This window comes from Mariprofundus micogutta (assembly GCF_001895085.1).
Classification (GTDB): Bacteria; Pseudomonadota; Zetaproteobacteria; order Mariprofundales; family Mariprofundaceae; genus Mariprofundus; species Mariprofundus micogutta.
The window spans coordinates 56,346-76,025 of record NZ_BDFD01000008.1 but is presented as its reverse complement, the minus strand read 5'-3'; the positions used below and the strand labels follow the sequence as shown (position 1 = coordinate 76,025).

The 19,680-nt window shown below is 51.1% G+C and carries 21 protein-coding genes; 5 read left to right on the top strand and 16 right to left on the bottom strand.

The annotated features are described in order from the left end of the window. Window positions 1–24: 24 nt before the first annotated feature. From sufB to MMIC_RS05940, 6 genes are all read right to left on the bottom strand, one after another. Window positions 25–1,479: a Fe-S cluster assembly protein SufB gene (sufB, locus tag MMIC_RS05965; RefSeq protein WP_072659554.1), complete on the bottom strand. Its 1,455-nt coding sequence runs from the start codon at window positions 1,477–1,479 to the stop codon at window positions 25–27. After that, window positions 1,479–1,934: an SUF system Fe-S cluster assembly regulator gene (locus MMIC_RS05960; protein ID WP_072659553.1), complete on the bottom strand. Its 456-nt coding sequence runs from the start codon at window positions 1,932–1,934 to the stop codon at window positions 1,479–1,481. The genes sufB and MMIC_RS05960 overlap by 1 nt, the downstream gene beginning before the upstream one ends. 618 nt (window positions 1,935–2,552) lie before the next feature. Next, window positions 2,553–3,734, bottom strand: coding sequence for a carbohydrate porin (locus MMIC_RS05955; RefSeq protein WP_072659552.1), 1,182 nt, complete (start codon window positions 3,732–3,734; stop codon window positions 2,553–2,555). Between the two features lie 45 nt (window positions 3,735–3,779). Beyond that, window positions 3,780–4,094 carry a hypothetical protein gene (locus MMIC_RS05950; RefSeq protein ID WP_072659551.1) on the bottom strand — a complete coding sequence of 105 codons (315 nt, stop codon included), beginning with the start codon at window positions 4,092–4,094 and terminating at the stop codon, window positions 3,780–3,782. Window positions 4,095–4,105: 11 nt separating this feature from the next. After that, complete coding sequence (gene lipB, locus MMIC_RS05945) at window positions 4,106–4,714, bottom strand: lipoyl(octanoyl) transferase LipB (RefSeq protein WP_072659550.1); 609 nt, start codon at window positions 4,712–4,714, stop codon at window positions 4,106–4,108. After that, complete coding sequence (locus MMIC_RS05940; protein ID WP_072659549.1) at window positions 4,714–5,457, bottom strand: DUF481 domain-containing protein; 744 nt, start codon at window positions 5,455–5,457, stop codon at window positions 4,714–4,716. The genes lipB and MMIC_RS05940 overlap by 1 nt, the downstream gene beginning before the upstream one ends. A gap of 108 nt (window positions 5,458–5,565) precedes the next feature. On the opposite strand from MMIC_RS05940, the gene xseB reads away from it, so the two are divergent. From xseB to MMIC_RS05920, 4 genes are read left to right on the top strand one after another with little or no spacing between them, the layout of a single operon-like run. Further along, window positions 5,566–5,781, top strand: a complete 216-nt coding sequence (xseB, locus tag MMIC_RS05935; protein WP_072659548.1) for an exodeoxyribonuclease VII small subunit — start codon at window positions 5,566–5,568, stop codon at window positions 5,779–5,781. After that, window positions 5,782–6,681: a polyprenyl synthetase family protein gene (locus MMIC_RS05930; protein ID WP_072659547.1), complete on the top strand. Its 900-nt coding sequence runs from the start codon at window positions 5,782–5,784 to the stop codon at window positions 6,679–6,681. Continuing rightward, window positions 6,678–8,531, top strand: a complete 1,854-nt coding sequence (gene dxs / locus MMIC_RS05925) for a 1-deoxy-D-xylulose-5-phosphate synthase (RefSeq protein WP_072659546.1) — start codon at window positions 6,678–6,680, stop codon at window positions 8,529–8,531. The genes MMIC_RS05930 and dxs overlap by 4 nt, the downstream gene beginning before the upstream one ends. 4 nt (window positions 8,532–8,535) lie before the next feature. Continuing rightward, window positions 8,536–9,288, top strand: a complete 753-nt coding sequence (locus MMIC_RS05920) for a TlyA family RNA methyltransferase (protein WP_072659545.1) — start codon at window positions 8,536–8,538, stop codon at window positions 9,286–9,288. Window positions 9,289–9,295: 7 nt separating this feature from the next. On the opposite strand, the gene MMIC_RS05915 is transcribed toward MMIC_RS05920, so the two are convergent. The 8 genes from MMIC_RS05915 to purD all read right to left on the bottom strand — a co-directional run bounded on the left by MMIC_RS05915 (window position 9,296) and on the right by purD (window position 16,824). After that, entirely contained in the window at window positions 9,296–9,772 is a 477-nt protein-coding gene (locus tag MMIC_RS05915) for a low molecular weight protein-tyrosine-phosphatase (protein ID WP_143144887.1), read from the bottom strand. Next, window positions 9,762–10,421 carry a tRNA (adenosine(37)-N6)-threonylcarbamoyltransferase complex dimerization subunit type 1 TsaB gene (gene tsaB / locus MMIC_RS05910; protein ID WP_072659543.1) on the bottom strand — a complete coding sequence of 220 codons (660 nt, stop codon included), beginning with the start codon at window positions 10,419–10,421 and terminating at the stop codon, window positions 9,762–9,764. The genes MMIC_RS05915 and tsaB overlap by 11 nt, the downstream gene beginning before the upstream one ends. After that, entirely contained in the window at window positions 10,418–11,281 is an 864-nt protein-coding gene (gene galU / locus MMIC_RS05905) for a UTP--glucose-1-phosphate uridylyltransferase GalU (RefSeq protein ID WP_072659542.1), read from the bottom strand. The genes tsaB and galU overlap by 4 nt, the downstream gene beginning before the upstream one ends. A gap of 48 nt (window positions 11,282–11,329) precedes the next feature. After that, a complete protein-coding gene (ccsB, locus tag MMIC_RS05900; RefSeq protein WP_072659541.1) occupies window positions 11,330–12,571 on the bottom strand; it encodes a c-type cytochrome biogenesis protein CcsB in 1,242 nt (413 codons plus the stop codon). Continuing rightward, window positions 12,568–14,265: a cytochrome c biogenesis protein ResB gene (locus tag MMIC_RS05895; protein ID WP_227819384.1), complete on the bottom strand. Its 1,698-nt coding sequence runs from the start codon at window positions 14,263–14,265 to the stop codon at window positions 12,568–12,570. The genes ccsB and MMIC_RS05895 overlap by 4 nt, the downstream gene beginning before the upstream one ends. A gap of 31 nt (window positions 14,266–14,296) precedes the next feature. After that, a complete protein-coding gene (locus MMIC_RS05890) occupies window positions 14,297–14,857 on the bottom strand; it encodes an L-threonylcarbamoyladenylate synthase (protein ID WP_072659540.1) in 561 nt (186 codons plus the stop codon). A 12-nt stretch (window positions 14,858–14,869) separates the two neighbouring features. Next, window positions 14,870–15,340 carry a 5-(carboxyamino)imidazole ribonucleotide mutase gene (gene purE, locus MMIC_RS05885; RefSeq protein WP_072659539.1) on the bottom strand — a complete coding sequence of 157 codons (471 nt, stop codon included), beginning with the start codon at window positions 15,338–15,340 and terminating at the stop codon, window positions 14,870–14,872. Window positions 15,341–15,546: 206 nt separating this feature from the next. Then, window positions 15,547–16,824, bottom strand: coding sequence for a phosphoribosylamine--glycine ligase (purD, locus tag MMIC_RS05880; RefSeq protein ID WP_072659538.1), 1,278 nt, complete (start codon window positions 16,822–16,824; stop codon window positions 15,547–15,549). A 186-nt stretch (window positions 16,825–17,010) separates the two neighbouring features. Here purD and MMIC_RS05875 point away from each other — a divergent pair, with 186 nt between their 5' ends. Next, complete coding sequence (locus MMIC_RS05875) at window positions 17,011–17,355, top strand: zinc ribbon domain-containing protein YjdM (RefSeq protein WP_072659537.1); 345 nt, start codon at window positions 17,011–17,013, stop codon at window positions 17,353–17,355. Between the two features lie 39 nt (window positions 17,356–17,394). Here MMIC_RS05875 and dauA read toward each other — a convergent pair whose 3' ends face one another. Together dauA and MMIC_RS05865 are read right to left on the bottom strand one after the other, a co-directional pair. Then, window positions 17,395–19,083, bottom strand: coding sequence for a C4-dicarboxylic acid transporter DauA (gene dauA, locus MMIC_RS05870; protein WP_072659536.1), 1,689 nt, complete (start codon window positions 19,081–19,083; stop codon window positions 17,395–17,397). Window positions 19,084–19,113: 30 nt separating this feature from the next. Further along, window positions 19,114–19,656, bottom strand: a complete 543-nt coding sequence (locus tag MMIC_RS05865; RefSeq protein WP_072659535.1) for a helix-turn-helix domain-containing protein — start codon at window positions 19,654–19,656, stop codon at window positions 19,114–19,116. Window positions 19,657–19,680 lie beyond the last annotated feature (24 nt).

The window sequence follows — 19,680 nt, the reverse complement described above, 5'->3', positions numbered from 1 at the left end:
TCGAGTGACACTTCCATGTGCGGATCATCCGACGGCTCCCTCAAGTGATACTTCCATCAATCGATTCGCCTCAACAGCGAATTCCATCGGCAGCTCGTTAAATACATCCTTACAGAAGCCGTTGACGATCATGTTTACTGCATCTTCTTCCGAGATACCCCGGCTCTGGCAGTAAAACAGCTGATCTTCCCCGATTTTCGAGGTGGTGGCTTCATGCTCCATTGTGGCTGTCGAGTTTTTCACTTCCACATATGGGAAGGTGTGCGCGCCGCAGTTATCGCCAATCAATAGCGAATCGCACTGGGTAAAGTTGCGTGCACCTTCTGCCGATTTGGCAATGCGTACCAGCCCGCGATAGGACTGCTGTCCACGACCGGCTGAAATGCCTTTGGAGACTATCGTACTTTTTGTATTCTTGCCGATGTGAATCATTTTGGTGCCTGTATCAGCTTCCTGACGCATTTTGGTCAGCGCCACCGAATAGAATTCGCCGACTGAATCGTCACCGCGCAATACGCAACTCGGATATTTCCAGGTGATTGCACTGCCGGTTTCCACCTGTGTCCAGCTCACTTTTGAACGGGCGCCGCGGCAGTCGGCTCGTTTGGTCACAAAGTTGTAGATGCCGCCAACACCATTCTCATCACCCGGATACCAGTTCTGCACCGTCGAGTATTTGATCTGTGCATCATCAAGCGCCACCAGCTCTACCACTGCGGCATGCAGCTGGTTTTCATCTCGCTGGGGTGCTGTACAACCTTCCAGATAAGAAACATAGGAGCCTTCTTCCGCAATAATCAGGGTGCGTTCAAACTGGCCGGTGTTCAAAGCGTTGATACGGAAATAGGTGGAGAGCTCCATCGGGCAACGTACACCCTTGGGAATAAACACAAATGAACCGTCAGTAAATACTGCTGAATTCAGAGCCGCATAATAATTATCACCGCCTGGCACCACTGTGCCAAGGTACTGTTGTACCAGTTCAGGATAGTCACGTACCGCTTCCGAGATCGGGCAGAAAATGACACCGGCATCTTTCAGTTTGCCTTTAAATGTGGTGGCTACCGAAACTGAATCGAACACCGCATCCACAGCTACACCAGCCAGGAACTCCTGCTCGCGCAGTGGAATGCCTAACTTTTCATAGGTTTCCAGCAGTTTCGGATCAACTTCGTCCAGACTTTTCGGGCCGTCTTCCTGTGATTTGGGGACTGAATAGTAGGAGATAGCCTGATAATCAATCGGGGGATAGTTCACATGCGCCCAATGTGGCTCGGTCATGGTTTGCCAGTGACGAAACGCCTCCAGACGCCAGTTGAGTAGCCATTCCGGCTCATCCTTTTTCGCCGAAATGTGACGAATGACATTTTCGTCCAGACCTGGCGGCAGGGTATCGGTTTCAATGTCTGTAACAAAACCTGCTTCATATTCATTGTGAGTAAACTCTTCAGGTTTACGTTCAACTTTTACTTCAGACATTAACACACCTTCGCTATAGAAATACCGCGTTGCAGGCGGAAAATAGGTACAAAATCCTGTTCGGTCATATCGGCCAGAGAAATATCCTGCAATGCCTGACCCACAGCCTGATTGATCCGCTTCCAGTTGTTGCTGGTGGAGCAAACCTCATGCTGGTCGCAAGAGCTCTCATCGAGGTTGCATTCGGTCAGTGCAATCGAACCTTCAAAGACATTGATGATATCGCGCACATTGATTTCAGTGGATGGACGAGTCAGACAGTAGCCGCCTTTGGCGCCACGGGTGGAATCCAGCAGTCCCTCGTGCAGTAGCATCTGCAGGATTTTACTCACAGTCGGCGATGGGATGTGGGTTACCTCCGCCAGTTCACCTGCAGTCAGGCGCTGCTGTTCGGATGACGCCATGTGTGTCATCAGCAGAATACCGTAATCCGTCAATTTGGTCAGCCTGAGCATGGTGACTCCTTCAAACACTGAATAAATGCATGATGCATTTATTCAGTCATGAAAACCTGATTTCAGGCTTTCTCACAAAACAGGGCAAATTGCCATGTTTTGATGGCCCGTCCGGAGCCATAAGAAATAGGCAATGAAAGGGCTGTTTCTTTAATGGCGACCATTCTAGTCTTATATGGAATCAGGAACAATACGGTACGGATTATGGTTATTGCTTTTCAGGCGGGCGAGATGTTTTGAGGGGTGATGTTCATCCAGGTAGAAAAGATGGAGTTGTGATGTTTGGAATGTGTGGCAATAAGAGGCTAATCCTGGTGGTCAACACCCCTTTCATGTTCAGCCCCAGGTTCAAATGTTGGAATGTTTCCAATCATAAATTCGAGATCAGATGTGGGGATAATGTGCGCGTGTGTGCTGATCCATTTCAGTATGTTATTTCGCTCTTCATCGAAATACTGCTTCATAGCTATCATAGTAAACTCCTGTCATTTATCAGAAACTTGATCAGGAGTTAAACTCAATAGTATGTGCATGTCATACAGGTGACAGGCAGGTGACATGGTGATGGCAGCAGACGTAAATCACTAAAATTCCGTCTGAACTTACTGTAGCATTGTTTTATTGTCTGTGAGCCATCTGATGTGAGGTCCCGAACTGAACACGCAGTCCATAAGCCCAGACATTGCCGAATACTTCAGTCGGAGCACCTGTAGCCAGATTGTTGGCATTGTGGTGATACTGAATATCAGGGCTAATGGCGATTTCATCAGTGATTTGCCAGCGGTAATGGACTTCAGCCACAGTGGTGTTGGCCCCACTGTTCGGGGCCAGGCTGGTTTTGTAGGCGTTTAGCAGGCCGGAATAAGCCAACCCTGCACCAAATGCATGTTGTTCGTTGATGGCGTGCTCAGCAGAGAGTGAGGCAAAACTGTTTACGCCACCGGTTATGTCGGTTTTTGCATTGTTGAAACCTAAACGCAGTGACCACGCAGTATTACCTGCCATGCTGTCCAGGTTTGCATAAGCGCCGAAAGCACTTGTGTCATTACCTGTAGCATCAAAGCGTGCTGCTTCCATAGAGCTGTGCCAGCCACCAGCGGTTAGCAGTGCGCTGCCTTGCGAGATTGGCAGGCGCAGTTCAGCCAATGTGAACAAACCCTTTCTTTCACCTGTCGGGGTTTTGTTGAATTTGAATAGTTGTGCATAGTTACCGTTCGGATTGTCCCCCAAGCCATAGGCATTGGCAGTCAGGATAGTAAACTGGGTGGCATCCTCTTCACCGTAGTTGAGGACAAGAGCAGGTGTGTAATCCGGAAATGCAATCGTCGGATTGTTTACCAGAACACCAGCAAGAAATTGTACCCCTTCATCATTGGCCGTGCTCGTGGCATCGGCGAAGGCAGTCAGGTCCATGACACCGACATTCAGGTTTACATCACCAATATCAGTGCCAAATGAGATTTCAGAAAGCTGGAAACGGCCCTGTCCATTTGGCGTGGCGGCTGTTCCTGCATCAAGATTGGAGCCTGAAAGCAGACTGGAAGCGGATATGTCGGCAGTGGTCGCACCCTCTCCATACAGATGCAGGGTGCCAAAGCCGAGGTCGGCATCAATGACAAGATCCAGACTACCGGTAAATGGCTTGTTGATATCTGCATTGCGTTTGCTGATTTGCTGAGCGACACCCGTAAATCCTAACTCGACGGTGATGCCATCATCACCAAGTCCGCCGGCCCCGCTGCTATGGCTGCCGACAAGCAGCGTTGCAGCCAACAGTGCACCTTTAGTTCTGTTATTCAATGATCCTCTCCTGAAAATAATTTGCGTCTAAAACGCTACATGGGGTCAGGAGATCGATGGTGGAGCCCGGACAAGTAAACTGCTGCCAGTCTTTACAATAAACATTGATGGCTGGAAAGCGACAGGTTCGAGCATGAAAGGGGGCTCTGTGACAGCAGCAGAAACGGAAAGCGCAGCGCCATGTGTCGAGATATCTTCCAGATCACAGCTAATACATGCACTTTCAGCCGAATGAAGGCCGGCTTCATGGCTGTGGATGGATCCAGCAGACCAGAGGCACGCGACCAGAGCCAGCATGGACAATCCCCATGGCATGCGATGCATCCAGTTGAAACTCAGTCCTGCTTCAATCCGTTTCATGGCCGCGATTCTCATGAAAAGATGGCGCTGTGCAATGACAGGCTTTTTTCCACATCTGATCGTTGCACATTCACGCCCAGCTGTTGCATCGATGTGACCGGGTTATCTGTCATGCCGCAGGTTACAATGCCTGAGAAGTGTTTCAGATTCGGGTTGATGTTCAGGGCAATGCCATGAAAAGTAATCCAACGACGGCAGCGTACACCAACTGCTGCAATTTTTTTCTCACCCACCCAGACACCTATACCGCGTTTATTGCGCTCTGCAAAAATATCAAAATCAGCCAGCGTGCGGATGATCATCTCTTCCAGTCGCCAAACATGTTTGTGTAGATCCTGTTGTTGGCGAAGGTCAGCAATAACATAACAGACCAGTTGCCCCGGCCCGTGGTAGGTCACTTCACCACCACGACCACTATCAAATGTTGCGATGCTTTCGCCATCAATATCACAGCGGAGTATATCCTGCTTCGAACCTGACGTACCAATCGTATACAGTGGTGGATGCTCAGTGAGAATCAGTGCCGGTTCGGATTTTCCAGCCAAAATATCGGCAACAATAGTCTCCTGTTCCTGCTGTGATTCCGGATACTTCTGTTGCACATGACGTATGATTCGCATCAGAAGCGCAGCTCCAGGCCTGTTTTGTAGTTGATGTCCGTGTCTTTAATGCCAACCGGGGGCTTGGAATCATTTGCATATTCAATGGAAAGACGTAAATCCAGCTGTTCAGTCAGGGTGACACTCAGAGCCGCGTCATCGAGAAGGCGATAATCAGCCGAATCATTTAAGGCCGGCTGGAAATAAAGCGTATTCTGCAACCTTACTCGCTCATTTACGCTATAACCCAGTGCCATGTAGGCATTGCCGCGCCAGAGTCGCGTGGCCGGAGCAATACTGTTGCGCAGTTTTTCCCGCTCATGAAATGCCCCCATTCCAACATGCAGGGTCAGGTCGTTGTCTCGATGGGTCCAGCGCATGCCGCCGCCAAGCAGCGTACGTAATTTCAGGCTGGCAAACTCATTCTGTTGCGCCTGTGCGAATGCCTCTATATCCCACACATTGTTCAGAGCATAACGGTGGCGAAGGTGAGCAAAAGCTTTGTTGGTGTCGCGAATGCCTCGACTTGTTCCATATGTATAACTGCCAACCAGCATCTCAGTATGACGGGCATGCCGCCACATCAGCCTGCCGCTGGCTTCGCCATTGGTTTTATCGCTATTGCCCGAACTTCCTGTAAGTGACAGTCCTATTTTCCCGGCAATCCCCGCTTCGTCCATACTCAGATCGAGATCCTCTGCATTGATGATTGCCCATGCTTGTACAGGGATGCAGAAAAGCACCAGAAAGAAGAAAATTTTCATGGCCGCACCCTAGCGGGGCTTATTCACATTGACCAAGGGGGATGGACTCCTAGAATCACCCTCCCCTTTTGACTGCCTTTCTGTAGTCGGGGATAAGGAGTGTCAGCTGTGAGTAATGATCTGGATACAAGCAAACTCTCATTTGAACAGGCGCTGAATCAACTCAGCGAATTGGTTGCAAAGCTTGAGTCCGGTGAACTGCCTCTGGAAGAGAGCGTGGCGGCATTTGAAACCGGTGTAAAACTGTCACGACGCTGTGAGTCTCTACTGGATCAGGCGGATCAGCGGCTGCAGGTGCTGGAAAGCGGCGAAGACCCCGAATAAATGAAAGCTCCTGATTTTCTAGCATCGCATGCATCGCATGTGGAAGCGGCTCTGTCATCCATGTTGAAAACGCGTCAATGTGTCGTGGCGGATGTCCTGCTTGATGCCATGTCCTATTCCCTGCTGGCAGGTGGCAAACGTGTGCGTCCCGGCTTACTGCTGGAATCGTATCGTGCCTGTGGTGGCAATGAAGTGCAGCGGGTGATGCCGGCTGCATTGGCAATTGAATGCATTCATACCTATTCGTTGATTCATGATGACCTGCCTTGCATGGATGATGATGATCTCAGACGTGGCAACCCGACCTGCCATAAGAAATTCGATGAAGCGACAGCTATTCTGGCTGCAGATGCATTGCAGGCATTGGCATTTGAGTTGGTTGCAGACATGGATGTGGATTCAGACCTTCGTTGTAAGCTGCTGCATTCGCTTGCTCTGGCCTCCGGTTGTCAGGGCATGGTGGGCGGTCAGGTTCTGGATATGCAGGCTGAGCATGATGCGGCCAGCGGCAAACATGTGGAACTGCTTCAGGTTGAGCGTATTCACCTGCACAAAACGGGTGCCCTGTTGCATTGGTGTTGTGAAGCCGGCGCACTATTGGCTGCAGCAGATGAAAAACAGCTCGATGCCTGCTCCCGCTACGGTAAAGCAGTGGGTTTATTGTTTCAGGTGGCTGATGATATTCTCGATGTGACTGCCAGCTCTGATGTGCTGGGTAAAAGTGCAGGCAAGGATGCTGAACAGCTTAAGGCAACCTATGTTTCGATACTGGGATTGCAGCGTTCCAGAGAACTGGCCGATGAGATGCGCGACATTGCACTGGATGCATGTCAGCCTTTGGGCGACGAGGGAGTTCAGTTGAAGGCATTGGCACATTACATTCTGGAGCGCGGTCAATGAGTGATGACCTGCTGACACGTATTCACGGCACAGCTGACCTGAAGGCGCTTTATCCCGAGCAGCTACCGCGACTGGCACAGCAAATGCGCCAGTATTTGATCGAAACGCTGGCTCCGATTGGCGGTCATCTGGGGGCTGGACTTGGTGTGGTTGAGCTCTCCATTGCCCTGCATTATCTGTTTGATTCTCCACGCGATAAAATTATCTGGGATGTTGGTCATCAGGCCTACCCTCATAAAATTCTAACCGGTCGCTTAAGTCAGATGCCGACGATTCGCCAGTATGGTGGTCTGTGTGGTTTTACCAAGCGCAGTGAGTCAGAACATGATCCGTTTGGGGCTGGTCATGCGTCGACTTCGATTTCAGCAGCCTACGGAATGGCCTGTGGCCGTGATCTGGCCGGTGATAATAACCAAGTGATTGCTGTTATCGGTGATGGTGCTCTTACCGGCGGCATGGCCTTTGAAGCACTTAACCATGCAGGTGCCCGCAACAATCGTTTGATGGTTATCCTCAATGACAATGAAATGTCGATTGCTCCGAATGTTGGTGCGATGTCTTCTTATCTGGCTCGTATTATTACCGGCAAGCCATATACACAGGCAAGAGATACTGCCAGACGGTTGTTGGAAAAACTGCCCGGTGCCTTGGATGCGGCGAAACGTGTTGAAGAGCATGTGAAAGGTATGATTACTCCAGGCACCCTGTTTGAAGAGATGGGCTTCCGATATATCGGTCCGATTGACGGGCATGATTTCGATCATCTGCTGCCAACACTGACCAACTGCAAAGAGCTGGATGGACCGATTCTGCTGCATGTTGTGACCAAAAAAGGTCTTGGTTTTACACCGGCTGAGGATGACCCGGAAACATGGCATGGTCTGGGTCCATATAATATTGAGACAGGCGTTCCTCACAAAAGCAACGGAAAGCCGCCAACGTATACGCAGGTATTTGGTGATACTCTGGCCGATATGGCCGATGAAAATGACACTGTCGTGGCGATTACGGCAGCCATGCCGGCAGGCACAGGCGTGTCACGTTTTGGCAAGCGTCATCCCGAACGTTGTTTTGATGTTGGTATAGCCGAGCAGCATGCTGTGACGTTTGCTGCAGGCCTTGCTGCTGCAGGCCGCCGCCCTTATGTGGCGATCTATTCGACCTTTATGCAGCGTGCTTATGATCAGATTATCCATGATGTCTGTATCCAGAATTTGCCTGTGACATTCTGTATGGACCGCGCAGGTATCGTGGGAGCTGATGGTGCAACGCATACCGGTATGTTTGATATCGCGTACATGCGCAATCTTCCCAATATGACTGTTATGGCCCCGAAAGATGAGGCTGAATTGAAAGCGATGCTGTATACATCTGCGACCTTAAATGGTCCGACAGCTATTCGGTATCCACGTGGGAATGGCTATGGCGTGGACTTGCAGGGGGCTGATGTTCTCGAAGTCGGTAAAGCGGAAGTTCTGGCAGAGGGTGATGCCGGTTTGGTGATCGGTGTGGGTACGCGTGTTCGTGATGCTCTGTCTGCGGTCGAAACCGTGCGCAAGGAAGATGGAGAAAGCATGACCCTGCTCAACCTTCGTTTTATTAAACCGCTGGATGAAGCTGCGATTCTCTATCACCTGAAGCCGGGTAATCCATTGGTGGTGATTGAAGAGGGTGTAGCTTGCGGTGGCGTAGGTGAGGCCATCGCAACACTGGCTCTGAAATCAGGCTGGAGTGGGCCGTTTACACATCTGGCTATGCCTGATGCCTGGCCTGCACATGGTACTCAGGATGAGATTCTCCGTGATATGGAACTTGATGCAGCGGGAATTCTTAAGCAGCTGCGTAGCTAGTTAAATGGCAAAACCCAGAGTCAGGAAGAAGCGGCTGGATCAGCTGCTGGTTATGCGTGAATTGGTCGAATCTTCTGATCTGGCGCAGCGCTTGATTATGGCTGGTCTTGTTTATGTGAACGGCCAGAAATCAGACAAAGCAGGCAATATGATCGTCGAAGATGCCGATATTGAGGTGCGAGAGGTTCTGCGTTATGTGTCTCGCGGTGGTTTGAAGCTTGAAAAGGGGCTGGAAGTTTTTCCCTTTAGTGCCAAAGATATTGTGGCACTTGATGTCGGGGCCTCAACCGGTGGGTTTACCGATGTGTTGCTGCAAAACGGTGCCCGAAAAGTCTATGCTGTAGATGTCGGGCATGGCCAACTGCACTACAAGCTGCAAAATGATGAACGCGTTATCAATATGGAAAAGACGCATGTGCGCAAACTGACGTCTGAGCTGATTCCGGAACAGGTGGATGCACTGGTGATTGATACTTCGTTCATCTCCCTGACCAAGGTGTTGCCGTGCGCATGGCCATTCGTCAAAAAAGGCGGTTGGTGTGTGGCGTTAATCAAACCCCAGTTTGAGGTCGAGCCAAGGTTTCTCGATAGAGGCGTGGTACGTGATGAAGAACATCGTCAGTTGGCCAGAGATCGGGTGACTGCAATGGTTGAAGCTGAACTGGACGAGGCTGAAATTATCGGTATCACCGAATCACCTATCCATGGCCCCAAGGGCAATGTCGAATATCTTCTGGGTTTACAAAAGACAGGTTAACCTTGATTCAGACCTGATTCTCCAGATGGTCGAGCAGGGATTCGGCATTGGCAACCAGCATCTGGTAGGCATCTTCAAACCCGTGAGCACCGCCGTAGTAGGGGTCAGGCACATCAGGAATCTGCGCACTGTTTTCGAACTGACGCATCATCAGGATGCGCGACTCAGGCACACCCATGCGTAAAAGGCTGGCCCTGTTTTCAGCATCCATAGCGATCAGCCAGTCCCAGTTATGGCAATTTTGAGTGGTGATCTGCTGGGCGCGATGTTTGCTGAGATCGAGTCCTTTCTCTTTCGCCTTGGCAGCTGAGCGAGGGTCGGCAGGACCGCCGACATGCCAGTCGCCAGTGCCAGCTGATTCAATATGGTAATGATTCAGTCCGCGCTCTGTGGCCACGGATTTTACTACGACCTCTGCCAGAGGAGAGCGGCAAATATTGCCAAGACAGACAAATAACAAGCGAATTTTATGATTATTGGACATTGGCATTCTTCTCCGCCTGTGAACGTTGCAGGTAGATCGGCTCAGGATACTGAGGAAGCTGACCGGTTTGTGTTTCAGAGAGCAGATATTCAGTTTCAGCCAGCAGAGCTGCTGAGCGCGGAATCAGCAGTTGCACGCGCTTGAACGCATTCATGTTAATGGCTGGCTCATTATGACAGGCGAATTGATCGATCTCTAAAGAGTCCACCTCTTGCCAGGTGATGCAGCGGTCGGCGTGAATGTTTTCTCCGGCAGCATAGCAACCGGCAAAGGCTTCACCGGCACGGGCATCTTCAATCACCCATAGCTCATCTGAAGTTACTGCCTGTCTGGCAGTGATAGCAAGAGAAGAGAGGTGCAGGATCGGCAGTTTTAAACCGCTGTTGATACCGGCCAGAGTGGCTGCGGCAACACGCAAGCCGGTAAATGCACCTGGCCCGGCGCCAAGCGCAAGAATATCCAGTTCTTCCCAGCTTAACTCCGCCTCGGCAAGTAGATTGGCCAGTATCGGAACAATCGTAGTGGATCGGGTTTTTCCATCAGTAGAACTGTCACATCGTGTGAGGAAGGGCTCTCCATCTTTCAGAATGGCGGCAGAAATTTCTCCGAAGGCAGTATCCAGAGCCAGAATATTTTTCGAATCAATCACAGGTGTTCTTTTAGTACCTTGCGCAGGACTTCACCATATTGCGGGTGTTGCATGCCCAGCACTGCATTGGCCTGTAGAAAGCCTTCAGGGTTGCCTGCATCAAAGCGCTGACCATCAAGGAGTACACCATATACAGGCTGTTCTTTTGCCAGTGCTGCAATGGCATCGGTGAGCTGAATTTCATCTCCGCTTCCGGGCCTGACTTCGCGTAACAGGTCCATCAGACGCGGCGTGAAAATATAGCGGCCAACAATGGCCATATCAGATGGTGCATCTTCTGCTGCCGGTTTTTCAACCATATCGGTTAAACGCAGCAGTCCGTTATTCTCTTTCTTGTATGCCACAATGCCGTATTTATGGACCTTGTCAGCAGGGACCTGCATCAAACCAACGACTGAGCAGCCGGTCTGATCGTAAACCTGGCGAAGTTGCTGCATGGCCGGATTATCTGAGATAATCAACTCATCGGCCAGAGAAACACCGAAGGCCTCATCGCCAACCCAGTGACGTGCACAAAGAACAGCATGACCAAGTCCAAGTGCTTGTTTCTGGCGCACATAAATGACTTCAGCCATGCGTGCGACGCGTGAAACCTCCTGGTACAGGGCGCTTTTACCGGCGTTTTTAAGGCTGGTTTCCAGTTCAGCCGAAATATCAAAATGATCCTCAATCGCACGTTTTCCGCGACCGGTGATCATGATGATCTGTTCCATATCGGCTGCCAGAGCCTCTTCAACGCCATACTGTATCAGTGGTTTGTCCACGATAGTCAGCATCTCTTTCGGCGTTGCCTTGGTGGCAGGCAGGAAGCGGGTGCCATTGCCGGCTGCCGGAAAGATAATTTTACGCAAAGGTTTCATGTGCCTGACTCCCCATCCAATTGGTGCACGAGTATAGCACAAAATGAATTATGTGAGACGACCGTATGAATGCAGGCCTGAGAGATACATGTTTACGCCGAGGAAACAGAAAACGGTAACCAGGAAGCCTGCAACCGCCCACCATGCCAGCGCTTTGCCATGCCAGCCATGTGAGACACGCGCATGCAGGTATGCACCGTAAACCAGCCATACAATCAGTGCCCAGGTTTCTTTCGGGTCCCAGGACCAGTAACCGCCCCAGGCTTCCGCAGCCCAGGCCGCACCAAGAATCGTGGCCAGTGTGAATGCAGGGAAACCTACCGCGACTGATTTATAGGCAAACTGATCAAGTTGTTCGAGTGTGGGTAATACCTTCAGCATGCGTGATGTGCTGCCGCGATTTTCCATGCCGTGACGCAGCAGATAAGCAATGCCGGCACCACAGGCAACAGCAAATGCACCGTATCCAACGAAATTCATCGGTACATGGATCTTCATCCAGTAGGACTGAAGGGCAGGTACAAGCGGTTTGATGTCAGCCTGACCTACAGAGTCGAGCCAGATGCCGAAAAATACGCCTGCAGAAACCAGCGCCATGACAAATGCCCCCATACCTTTTGCTTCATAACGGCGCTCGAAGGAGAGATAAACGCTTGCTGTAATCATGAATAGCAGGATAAAAACTTCATACAGGTTGGATACCGGAGCATGTCCCATATCCATGTCGAACAGGTAAGATTCATGCCAGCGCAGCAACAGCGCAGTGCCACCGGCATAAACGCCGAACCAGGCGGAAGCGGTAGCAATGCGACCGATAAACACTTCTGGTGCGAACAGGTAGGCAATATAGGCAACGGCTGAGAAAATAAAGACAACATTCATCGTCATAATGATGTCTGCGGCAACCAGATTGGACTGATCGTCATAGGAGATCTGACTGGCGATGGGTTCAAATTGAGCGGCAATAATAGCCAGAATGACCATGAGTAATGAGCCATCGAGCCATGGCACGGTATTTGGAGCGACGCGCCCCTCAAGCATGCCGGGTTTCATGGTGGATAAAGTAGCCGCGAGGCCTGCACCAATCAGTGCACCGGTGCCACCCCAAAGCAGGCCCTGCATACTCAGAATCTGGTACAGGAAAGCATCTTCATTGTAGCCATCAGCACCGTACAACGCCATTGCGGAGATGCCGAGAGACAGGCCGATGTAGGCGTAAAAGCGGGCCAGGGCCAGTCGTCCCTGATTTAAACCGCCCAAGATAGAAACTTCAGCTGTGGTTGCACTCATGTCTTGCTCCCTTTGTTTTTATGATGGCTGAACTCTTCATCGAGTTTTGTGAACAGATCGTTAAATGTCTGCTGAAAAGCGAGATGATTACGGTTGGTTAAACCCGCAAGCGTTATGTGTGTTCCGCCATCTGCAGGGCGGATGACCAGCCAGATCTTGCGGTGAGGCAGATAGAACATGATGCACAGGCCGATGACCAGAATCGCACTGCCTGCCCAGACAATATTCATGCCCGGGTCTTTTGCCAGCTGCAGTCCGGTATAATAAACATGGCTATAATCTTCCAGCATGGGAATCACAGGCCATGGTAGCTTGGGCAGTATCTGTACCGCCTGCAGGGTGCGTACTGCCATATTCTGGAAGTCAGCCGGACGCTCGTCACCGAAAACATCTTGCATCGCCAGCTTGAATGCTTTCAGGTTGGCTTTTTCATTGCGTGCGCCTTGCATCTCAGACATGCGCGTGAAAAAGGCATGGAATAACTGCCATTCCTGCGGGTTGGTCAGATCAAGCCCGAGGGCAACCGGCTCATAGTCTTTGGCATCGCCGGAGACTGAAACCATCATCCATGAGCCTTGGTTATTACCATCGGCATCAATATACGGATTCATATAGGCTTTTACCTTCACAGGTTTGAAGCCATTTCCTCGCATTACATATTCAACCGATGGGCCGATATCCTTGAATTTTTTCTCGCCGAACTTTTCAGATATGTTTTCTACATTGTAAGGCCTGAAATCAGTCACTTCGATGGAGATGTCTGACTCTTCATCCTTTAATGTTTTATATACCTGTGTTGCAGCTGTGCGCGTTTTTTGTGAGCCATCGATGTGGTAAAATTTGAATGTTACATCCGAGCCACCATCACCGAAGCTGGCCTGGTAGATGTATACACCTTTATAAAATAGCGGTTCATTGACGATGATGTCTGAGGTCAGCACCTCTTTGCCTTCATCGATAATCGTCAGGTTGCTGCGGAATTCTTTTGGTGCACCGGTTGAGAAAAAGTCGATCTCAAAGCTGTTACAGCGCACTTGAAATGGCATATCCAGCTCGGCGGTCTCAGTACCTTGAGAGAAAAAGATGGTCTTTTCCATGCTTCCTTCCGCAACTGACATATTGCCGCGAAAACCGAACTGAACGCTGATGAAACCACCGATCAGAACAATCAGAATGGCTGCATGCACGGAGATGTAGCCCCATTTGTGTTTGCGGCCCTTATCTGCACGCAGAAAGTGGACTCCGTTCTCTTCGGTAGATTTGAACTCCCAGCCATGCAGCCGTTTTTTTAACAGATCCTGCATCGTTTCAATGGTAATGCCATCACCGAGCCGCCATCGTTGGTTGAGCTCCATACGTTTCAGCGAGCGGTCATTAATGGTGCCTTTATGGCTACGCATCTCTTTGAGCATAAGAGGAACATGACGCCACAGGCATGCAGTAAGTGAGAGCATCAGGAAACCGAGCAGGGTGAGGAACCACCATGTGTGATACATGTCGAACAGGCCCAATGAGCGGAACAGCCAGTACCACAAAGGCCCGAATTGTTGCAGGTAATCTGTCTGCTGCTGATTCTGCAGCAGAACAGTGCCAATCACTGATGCAAGAGATAGTACCATCAGTAGAACAATGGCCAGCGACATCGAGCCCAGGCGCTGCCAGAGTTGTTTGATTAGATCAGAGAAAGAATTCATGCCGGCATGTTAGCCATTCATGCAGGCTCCGTCATGGCCGAATCATAGTGGAATCATTGCGCCATACACGCAAGATTGTTGAGGCTTTACCTGTGCCGGCATCTCCTGCAAGGCGATTGCGAAGAAGCCGATGCAGGCGATATTGGTTTTTTCGATCAGGAATCATCGAGCCCTTGCTGCGTCGATTCAGGCTGCTGGAGAGCAGCAGACCACCGCAGGCATGAGCAAGTTGGCGTGTCTGCATGGATGCATCGACACGTATAGCCATGCTTGCCTTGTTATAACACTGTTTGGACAGGCCCGGTTTTGCTTGCACAATAATGGTCACAGGCCCCGGCCATGACGTTTTAATCAGCCTGCGCAGGGCGGGAGAAAAAAAACGTATCTGTTTAGTGGCCGTTTGAATGGAATCTGCCAGCAACAGGAACGGACCCTGCCGCTGTTTAAAGCGGCAAAGGCTCTGAATACTTTTTTTTAATCGCGGATGAGCTGCAATGCCCGGTAGGGTATCAGTATAGTGGGCAATCAGCCCGCCTTGCCTGACTGTTTTTGCAGCGTTTAATGCAGCCAGCTTTTTTGATGTGGCTTTCATTGCATGGTTGCCTTATGCAGAAAGAATGGCCTCAGCCTGTGCCGCACGATCAGCTTTCAGTTTGCCAGCCAGAACTTCATCGTTCTGGGCCAGCATCTGGACTGCCAGCAGGCCTGCATTTTTTGAACCATTGATGCCGACTGTTGCTACCGGCATGCCCGGAGGCATCATAACGGTAGAGAACAGGGCATCTTCACCATTCATCGGCCCGGATGCGATTGGCACACCAATCACCGGTTTCACAGTTTTCGAACAGACAACGCCAGCTAAATGTGCGGCCATGCCTGCGGCACAGATGAATACCTTGCATCCGGCTTCTTCAGCTTCCTTGATTGCTGTAACTGTAGCTTCAGGAGTGCGGTGGGCTGAACGCACCATGGTTTTGTACGGTACGCCGAACTCATCCAGTACAGCTTCGGTTTTCTGCATGACAGGCATGTCGTTTGCGCTGCCCATTAGAATTAATACTTTAATTGCTTCCATGTTTTATACCTCTTTCAATAAACGAAATAAAACTATCGCGCCAATTTAAGCCGCACCCACGGCTGTTTTTGCTTTGCACTATCGCGCCAATTTAAGCCGCACCCACGGCTGTTTTTGCTTTGCACTATCGCGCCAATTTAAGCCGCACCCACGGCTGTTTTTGCTTTGCACTATCGCGCCAATTTAAGCCGCACCCACGGCTTAAATTAGCTTGCTTCCCTTGCCACTGCGCGGTAACCGATGTCGCGGCGATAAAACCCGCCCGGCCAATCCAGTTTTTCAAGTGCTGAATATACGGTCTGCTGCGCTTCTTTCACAGTTGGTGCAACTGCAGTGACGCCCAGTACACGGCCTCCGGCATTGATGATATTGCCATCTTTTTCAGCGGTACCTGCATGAAATACAGTGGTTCCTGCAGCTTCCACGGCATCGAGTCCACCGATGCTCTGGCCTTTGTCAAAACTTGCAGGATATCCGTCAGAGGAGACAACCACACATAATGCCGTGCCTTCATGCCATTCAAGTTCAACACCATCGAGTTTTTTGTTAGCAGCAGCCAAAAGCACTTCACCGAGATCGGATTTGAGTCTGCTCATCAGCGGTTGGCATTCAGGGTCACCAAAGCGCACGTTGAATTCCAGCGCTTTCGGACCATCTTCAGTCAGCATGACACCGGCATACAGAATGCCGATAAATTCAGCACCCTTCTTTTTCAAGGCATTGATGATTGGATGGGCAACTGTTTCCAGGACTTCGTTGGCGATCGCCTCAGTGACGCAAGGCGCTGGTGAATAAGCGCCCATGCCACCGGTGTTTGGACCTTTGTCACCATCAAGCAAGGCTTTATGATCTTGCGAAGATGCTAACGGTAAAATGGTGTCACCGGATACGATAAACAGGCATGATGCTTCTTCACCAGTCAGAAACTCTTCAATCACAACCTGAGAACCGGCCTCTCCGAAGCTGTTGCCGGATAACATATCGCGTACTGCATCAATCGCTTCTTTTTCGGTTTGTGCCACGATGACGCCCTTGCCAGCTGCGAGGCCGGATGCTTTGACCACAATTGGCGCACCCCATGCACGGATAGTTTCAATCGCCTCTTCAACATCGACATGCACTTCAAAGCGAGCCGTTGGTACGCTCGCTTCATGCATCAGACGCTTGGAGAATGACTTACTTCCCTCAAGGTTTGCAGCGGCTTTGTCCGGGCCAAACACAGGGAAACCTTCGGCACGCAGTTGATTTCCCAAACCAAGCACGAGTGGTACTTCAGGACCAACGACTACCAGGTCAGGTTTCTCTGCCAGTGCGAGCTCCATCAAGCCATCAATATCTTCAGCACCGACATTCACGCAGCGCGCATCACGCGCAATGCCCGGATTACCAGGCGCGCAAAACACTTCCGAAACTGACTGCGAGCCTTTCAGCTTCCAGCACAGCGCATGTTCGCGACCGCCACCACCAACTACCATTACTTTCATGTATCTACTCCATCAATGGGCAATGCAAGCCCGGTAAGCGGCGAACGCTAGCAAGTTTAAGCGCGATGTGCAGTGGCAGATTCTCCCCATCCGGAAAGGTCGTTTGCTTTTGCAGTGGGTCAGGCAGAGAGTGCGCGCCATTATCCGGTGGTGCCGGAATCGGCACCCGTTTTATGAGGTTAACAAATGAGTGGATTACCCAATTGCCCGCAGTGCAGTTCAGAATATACCTACGAAGACCGTGGCATGCTTGTCTGTCCGGAATGTGCGCATGAGTGGACGGCCAGCGATCAGGCTGCAGCCGAAGAGAGCGACGCATTCGTTGTGCGTGATGCCAACGGCACTGTGCTGACCGATGGCGATACCGTCACCATCATCAAGGATCTGAAAATCAAGGGCTCTTCATCTGTTGCGAAGGTCGGCACCAAGGTGAAAAACATTCGCCTGGTCGATTCCGATCACAACATCGACTGCAAAATTCCCGGCATTGGCCCGATGGGTCTGAAATCGGAGTTCGTCAAAAAAGCCTGAGTCTGACGCTTCATGGATTTCAGAGGGGTGATGGCAACATTACCCCTCTTTTTTTTCTCCTGACAGCATCACTTTCGCAGCATCGATGCTGTCCCCCCGATTGCGTTTGAGTGAAACACTCGCACCACTCAACATACCCGACTGCTTCAGTTTCAACCGCACTTCTGCCGTCAAACCACAGAAAATCAGTGATACACCTCTTGCTGCCAGGTTGTTTACGATAGATTGCATGGCCACCATGGCAGTCATATCGATCATCGGCACATCGGACAAATCGAGGACAACAACTTTCACTTCGCTGCGAATAGAAACCAGCGTTTTCAATGCATTTTGTGCAGCTCCGAAAAACATCGGTCCGTTGATGTCGTAGATTACGATCTCCTCGGGCACATCGGCATCAGCATGCTCATGTCCGGGGTTAATCAGATTCACGCCGGTTAGTTCGATCATGCGCTTGATAAACAGCACTGAAGCCAGAGCCATGCCCGCAGCGACAGCCACCTCCATATCGATCAACACAGTGAGCGAGAAGCATGTCAGCAGCACCAGAATATCGTGGCGCGGAGCCACCTTCAGTATATGGATGAAATGTCTTGCTTCACTCATATTCCATGCCACCACCATCAGCAATGCAGCCATGGCAGCCATAGGGATGTGGCCCAGTAACGGTGCCAGCAGGAGAATGGCGGCCAGAATGACCAATGCATGGATCACCGAAGCCAGCGGGTTCGTTGCACCGGAGCGAAAGTTTGTGGCGGTTCGGGCAATTGCAGCCGTAGCCGGAATACCGCCAAAAAACGGCACGACCATATTGCCAATGCCATGACCGATCAGTTCACGGTTCGGATCAGTGCGGGTGCCGGCCATACTGTCGGACACGACGGCACAGAGCAGTGACTCAATCGCGCCCAGCAGAGCAATCGCAATGGCGGGGCCTGCAAGCTGGCCAAACAACTCCCATGACAGCCCGATCGGCGCACCATCCGGGCCGGGCTGTTGCCATGGCCAGAAAAAACGCGGAGCAATGGGTGGAATGCCTCCTGCAGTAATTCCATTCATCGTATATTCAAACGTAGATGCAACAGTATGAACCGAAACGCCATCCAGCATTCGACTGCCCAACCAGGCAGCCACAGTACCTAATGTCAGTGCTGCCAGATGGGCGGGAGTCCGACTGCCTGTCCTGTTCCACAACAGCAGGGTCAACAGCGTCAACAGGGCGATGGCCAATTCCTGCCACTGAAACTCCGGCAGCGCAGATACAATCCCTACAGCTTTATCGACAAAGCTGTGGCCTTCACTCTCAATGCTAAGTCCGAAAAAATCTTTCAGCTGGGTGGTTGCAATCACCACTGCGATGCCGGAGGTGAACCCTACGGTCACCGGATAGGGCACCAGTTCAATCAGTGTCCCTAGTCTGAGTAAACCCATGACAACCAGAATCACACCCGCGATAAATCCGCTCAGCAATAACCCGCCAAGCCCGAACTGGTGCACGATCGGAAGCAGTATGACCACAAATGCAGCCGTTGGACCCGATATATTAAGGCGACTGCTACCGGTCAGGGCAATCACGATTCCGGCAACAATAGCTGTATAGAGGCCGTGTTGTGGCGGCACACCACTGGCAATGGCCAGCGCCATCGAAAGAGGCAAGGCAACAATACCAACGGTGAGGCCGGCCATCAGGTTGGCACGCATGGACCCTGCTTCAGAAGCTCTGTGCATCAGTTTAAATACTCACCTTAGAATCGCAGATCATCGGGAGCGCACCATCAGCATTTCACAGATCTCATCCGAACGGTTGTGCCAGTTATGGGGTTTGCGTGCATCGTAGTAGGTGGACTGGGTTTCGCAGAGCGTAAATTCACGATCCACATACTCCAGCATGGCCGTTCCACGTCTGATCCAGACAAAGGCGTGAGCGCTGCGGATGCCGTAGCTCTGTTCTTCAAACGAGCCGCCCGGTTCCAGATGTACCAGCATCGGTTCAAATCCGGCCGGTTGATGCAGCGCGGTCAGCGGTACGAATCGCCCACCGTGGCCCAGATTGACGCTGGGTCGATCATCCAGATCGAATATTTCTACATCCTGTTCAGTCCCTTGCTCAAGAAAAAAGGCTGCTACGGCTATACCGAGCCCGTCTGCGAGCTTCTCCAGTGTCGCCACCGAAGGAGAGCTGTTGCCCGCCTCCAGTTGCGAGAGTGCGGCCGCACTGATGCCGGCGGCTTCCGCCAGCCCGCGCACGGAGAGCCCCTGCTGCTCGCGCAGAAAACGAATTTTTCCAGAAATTGCATGCATAAGGAGGCGCATTGTTCATAATAA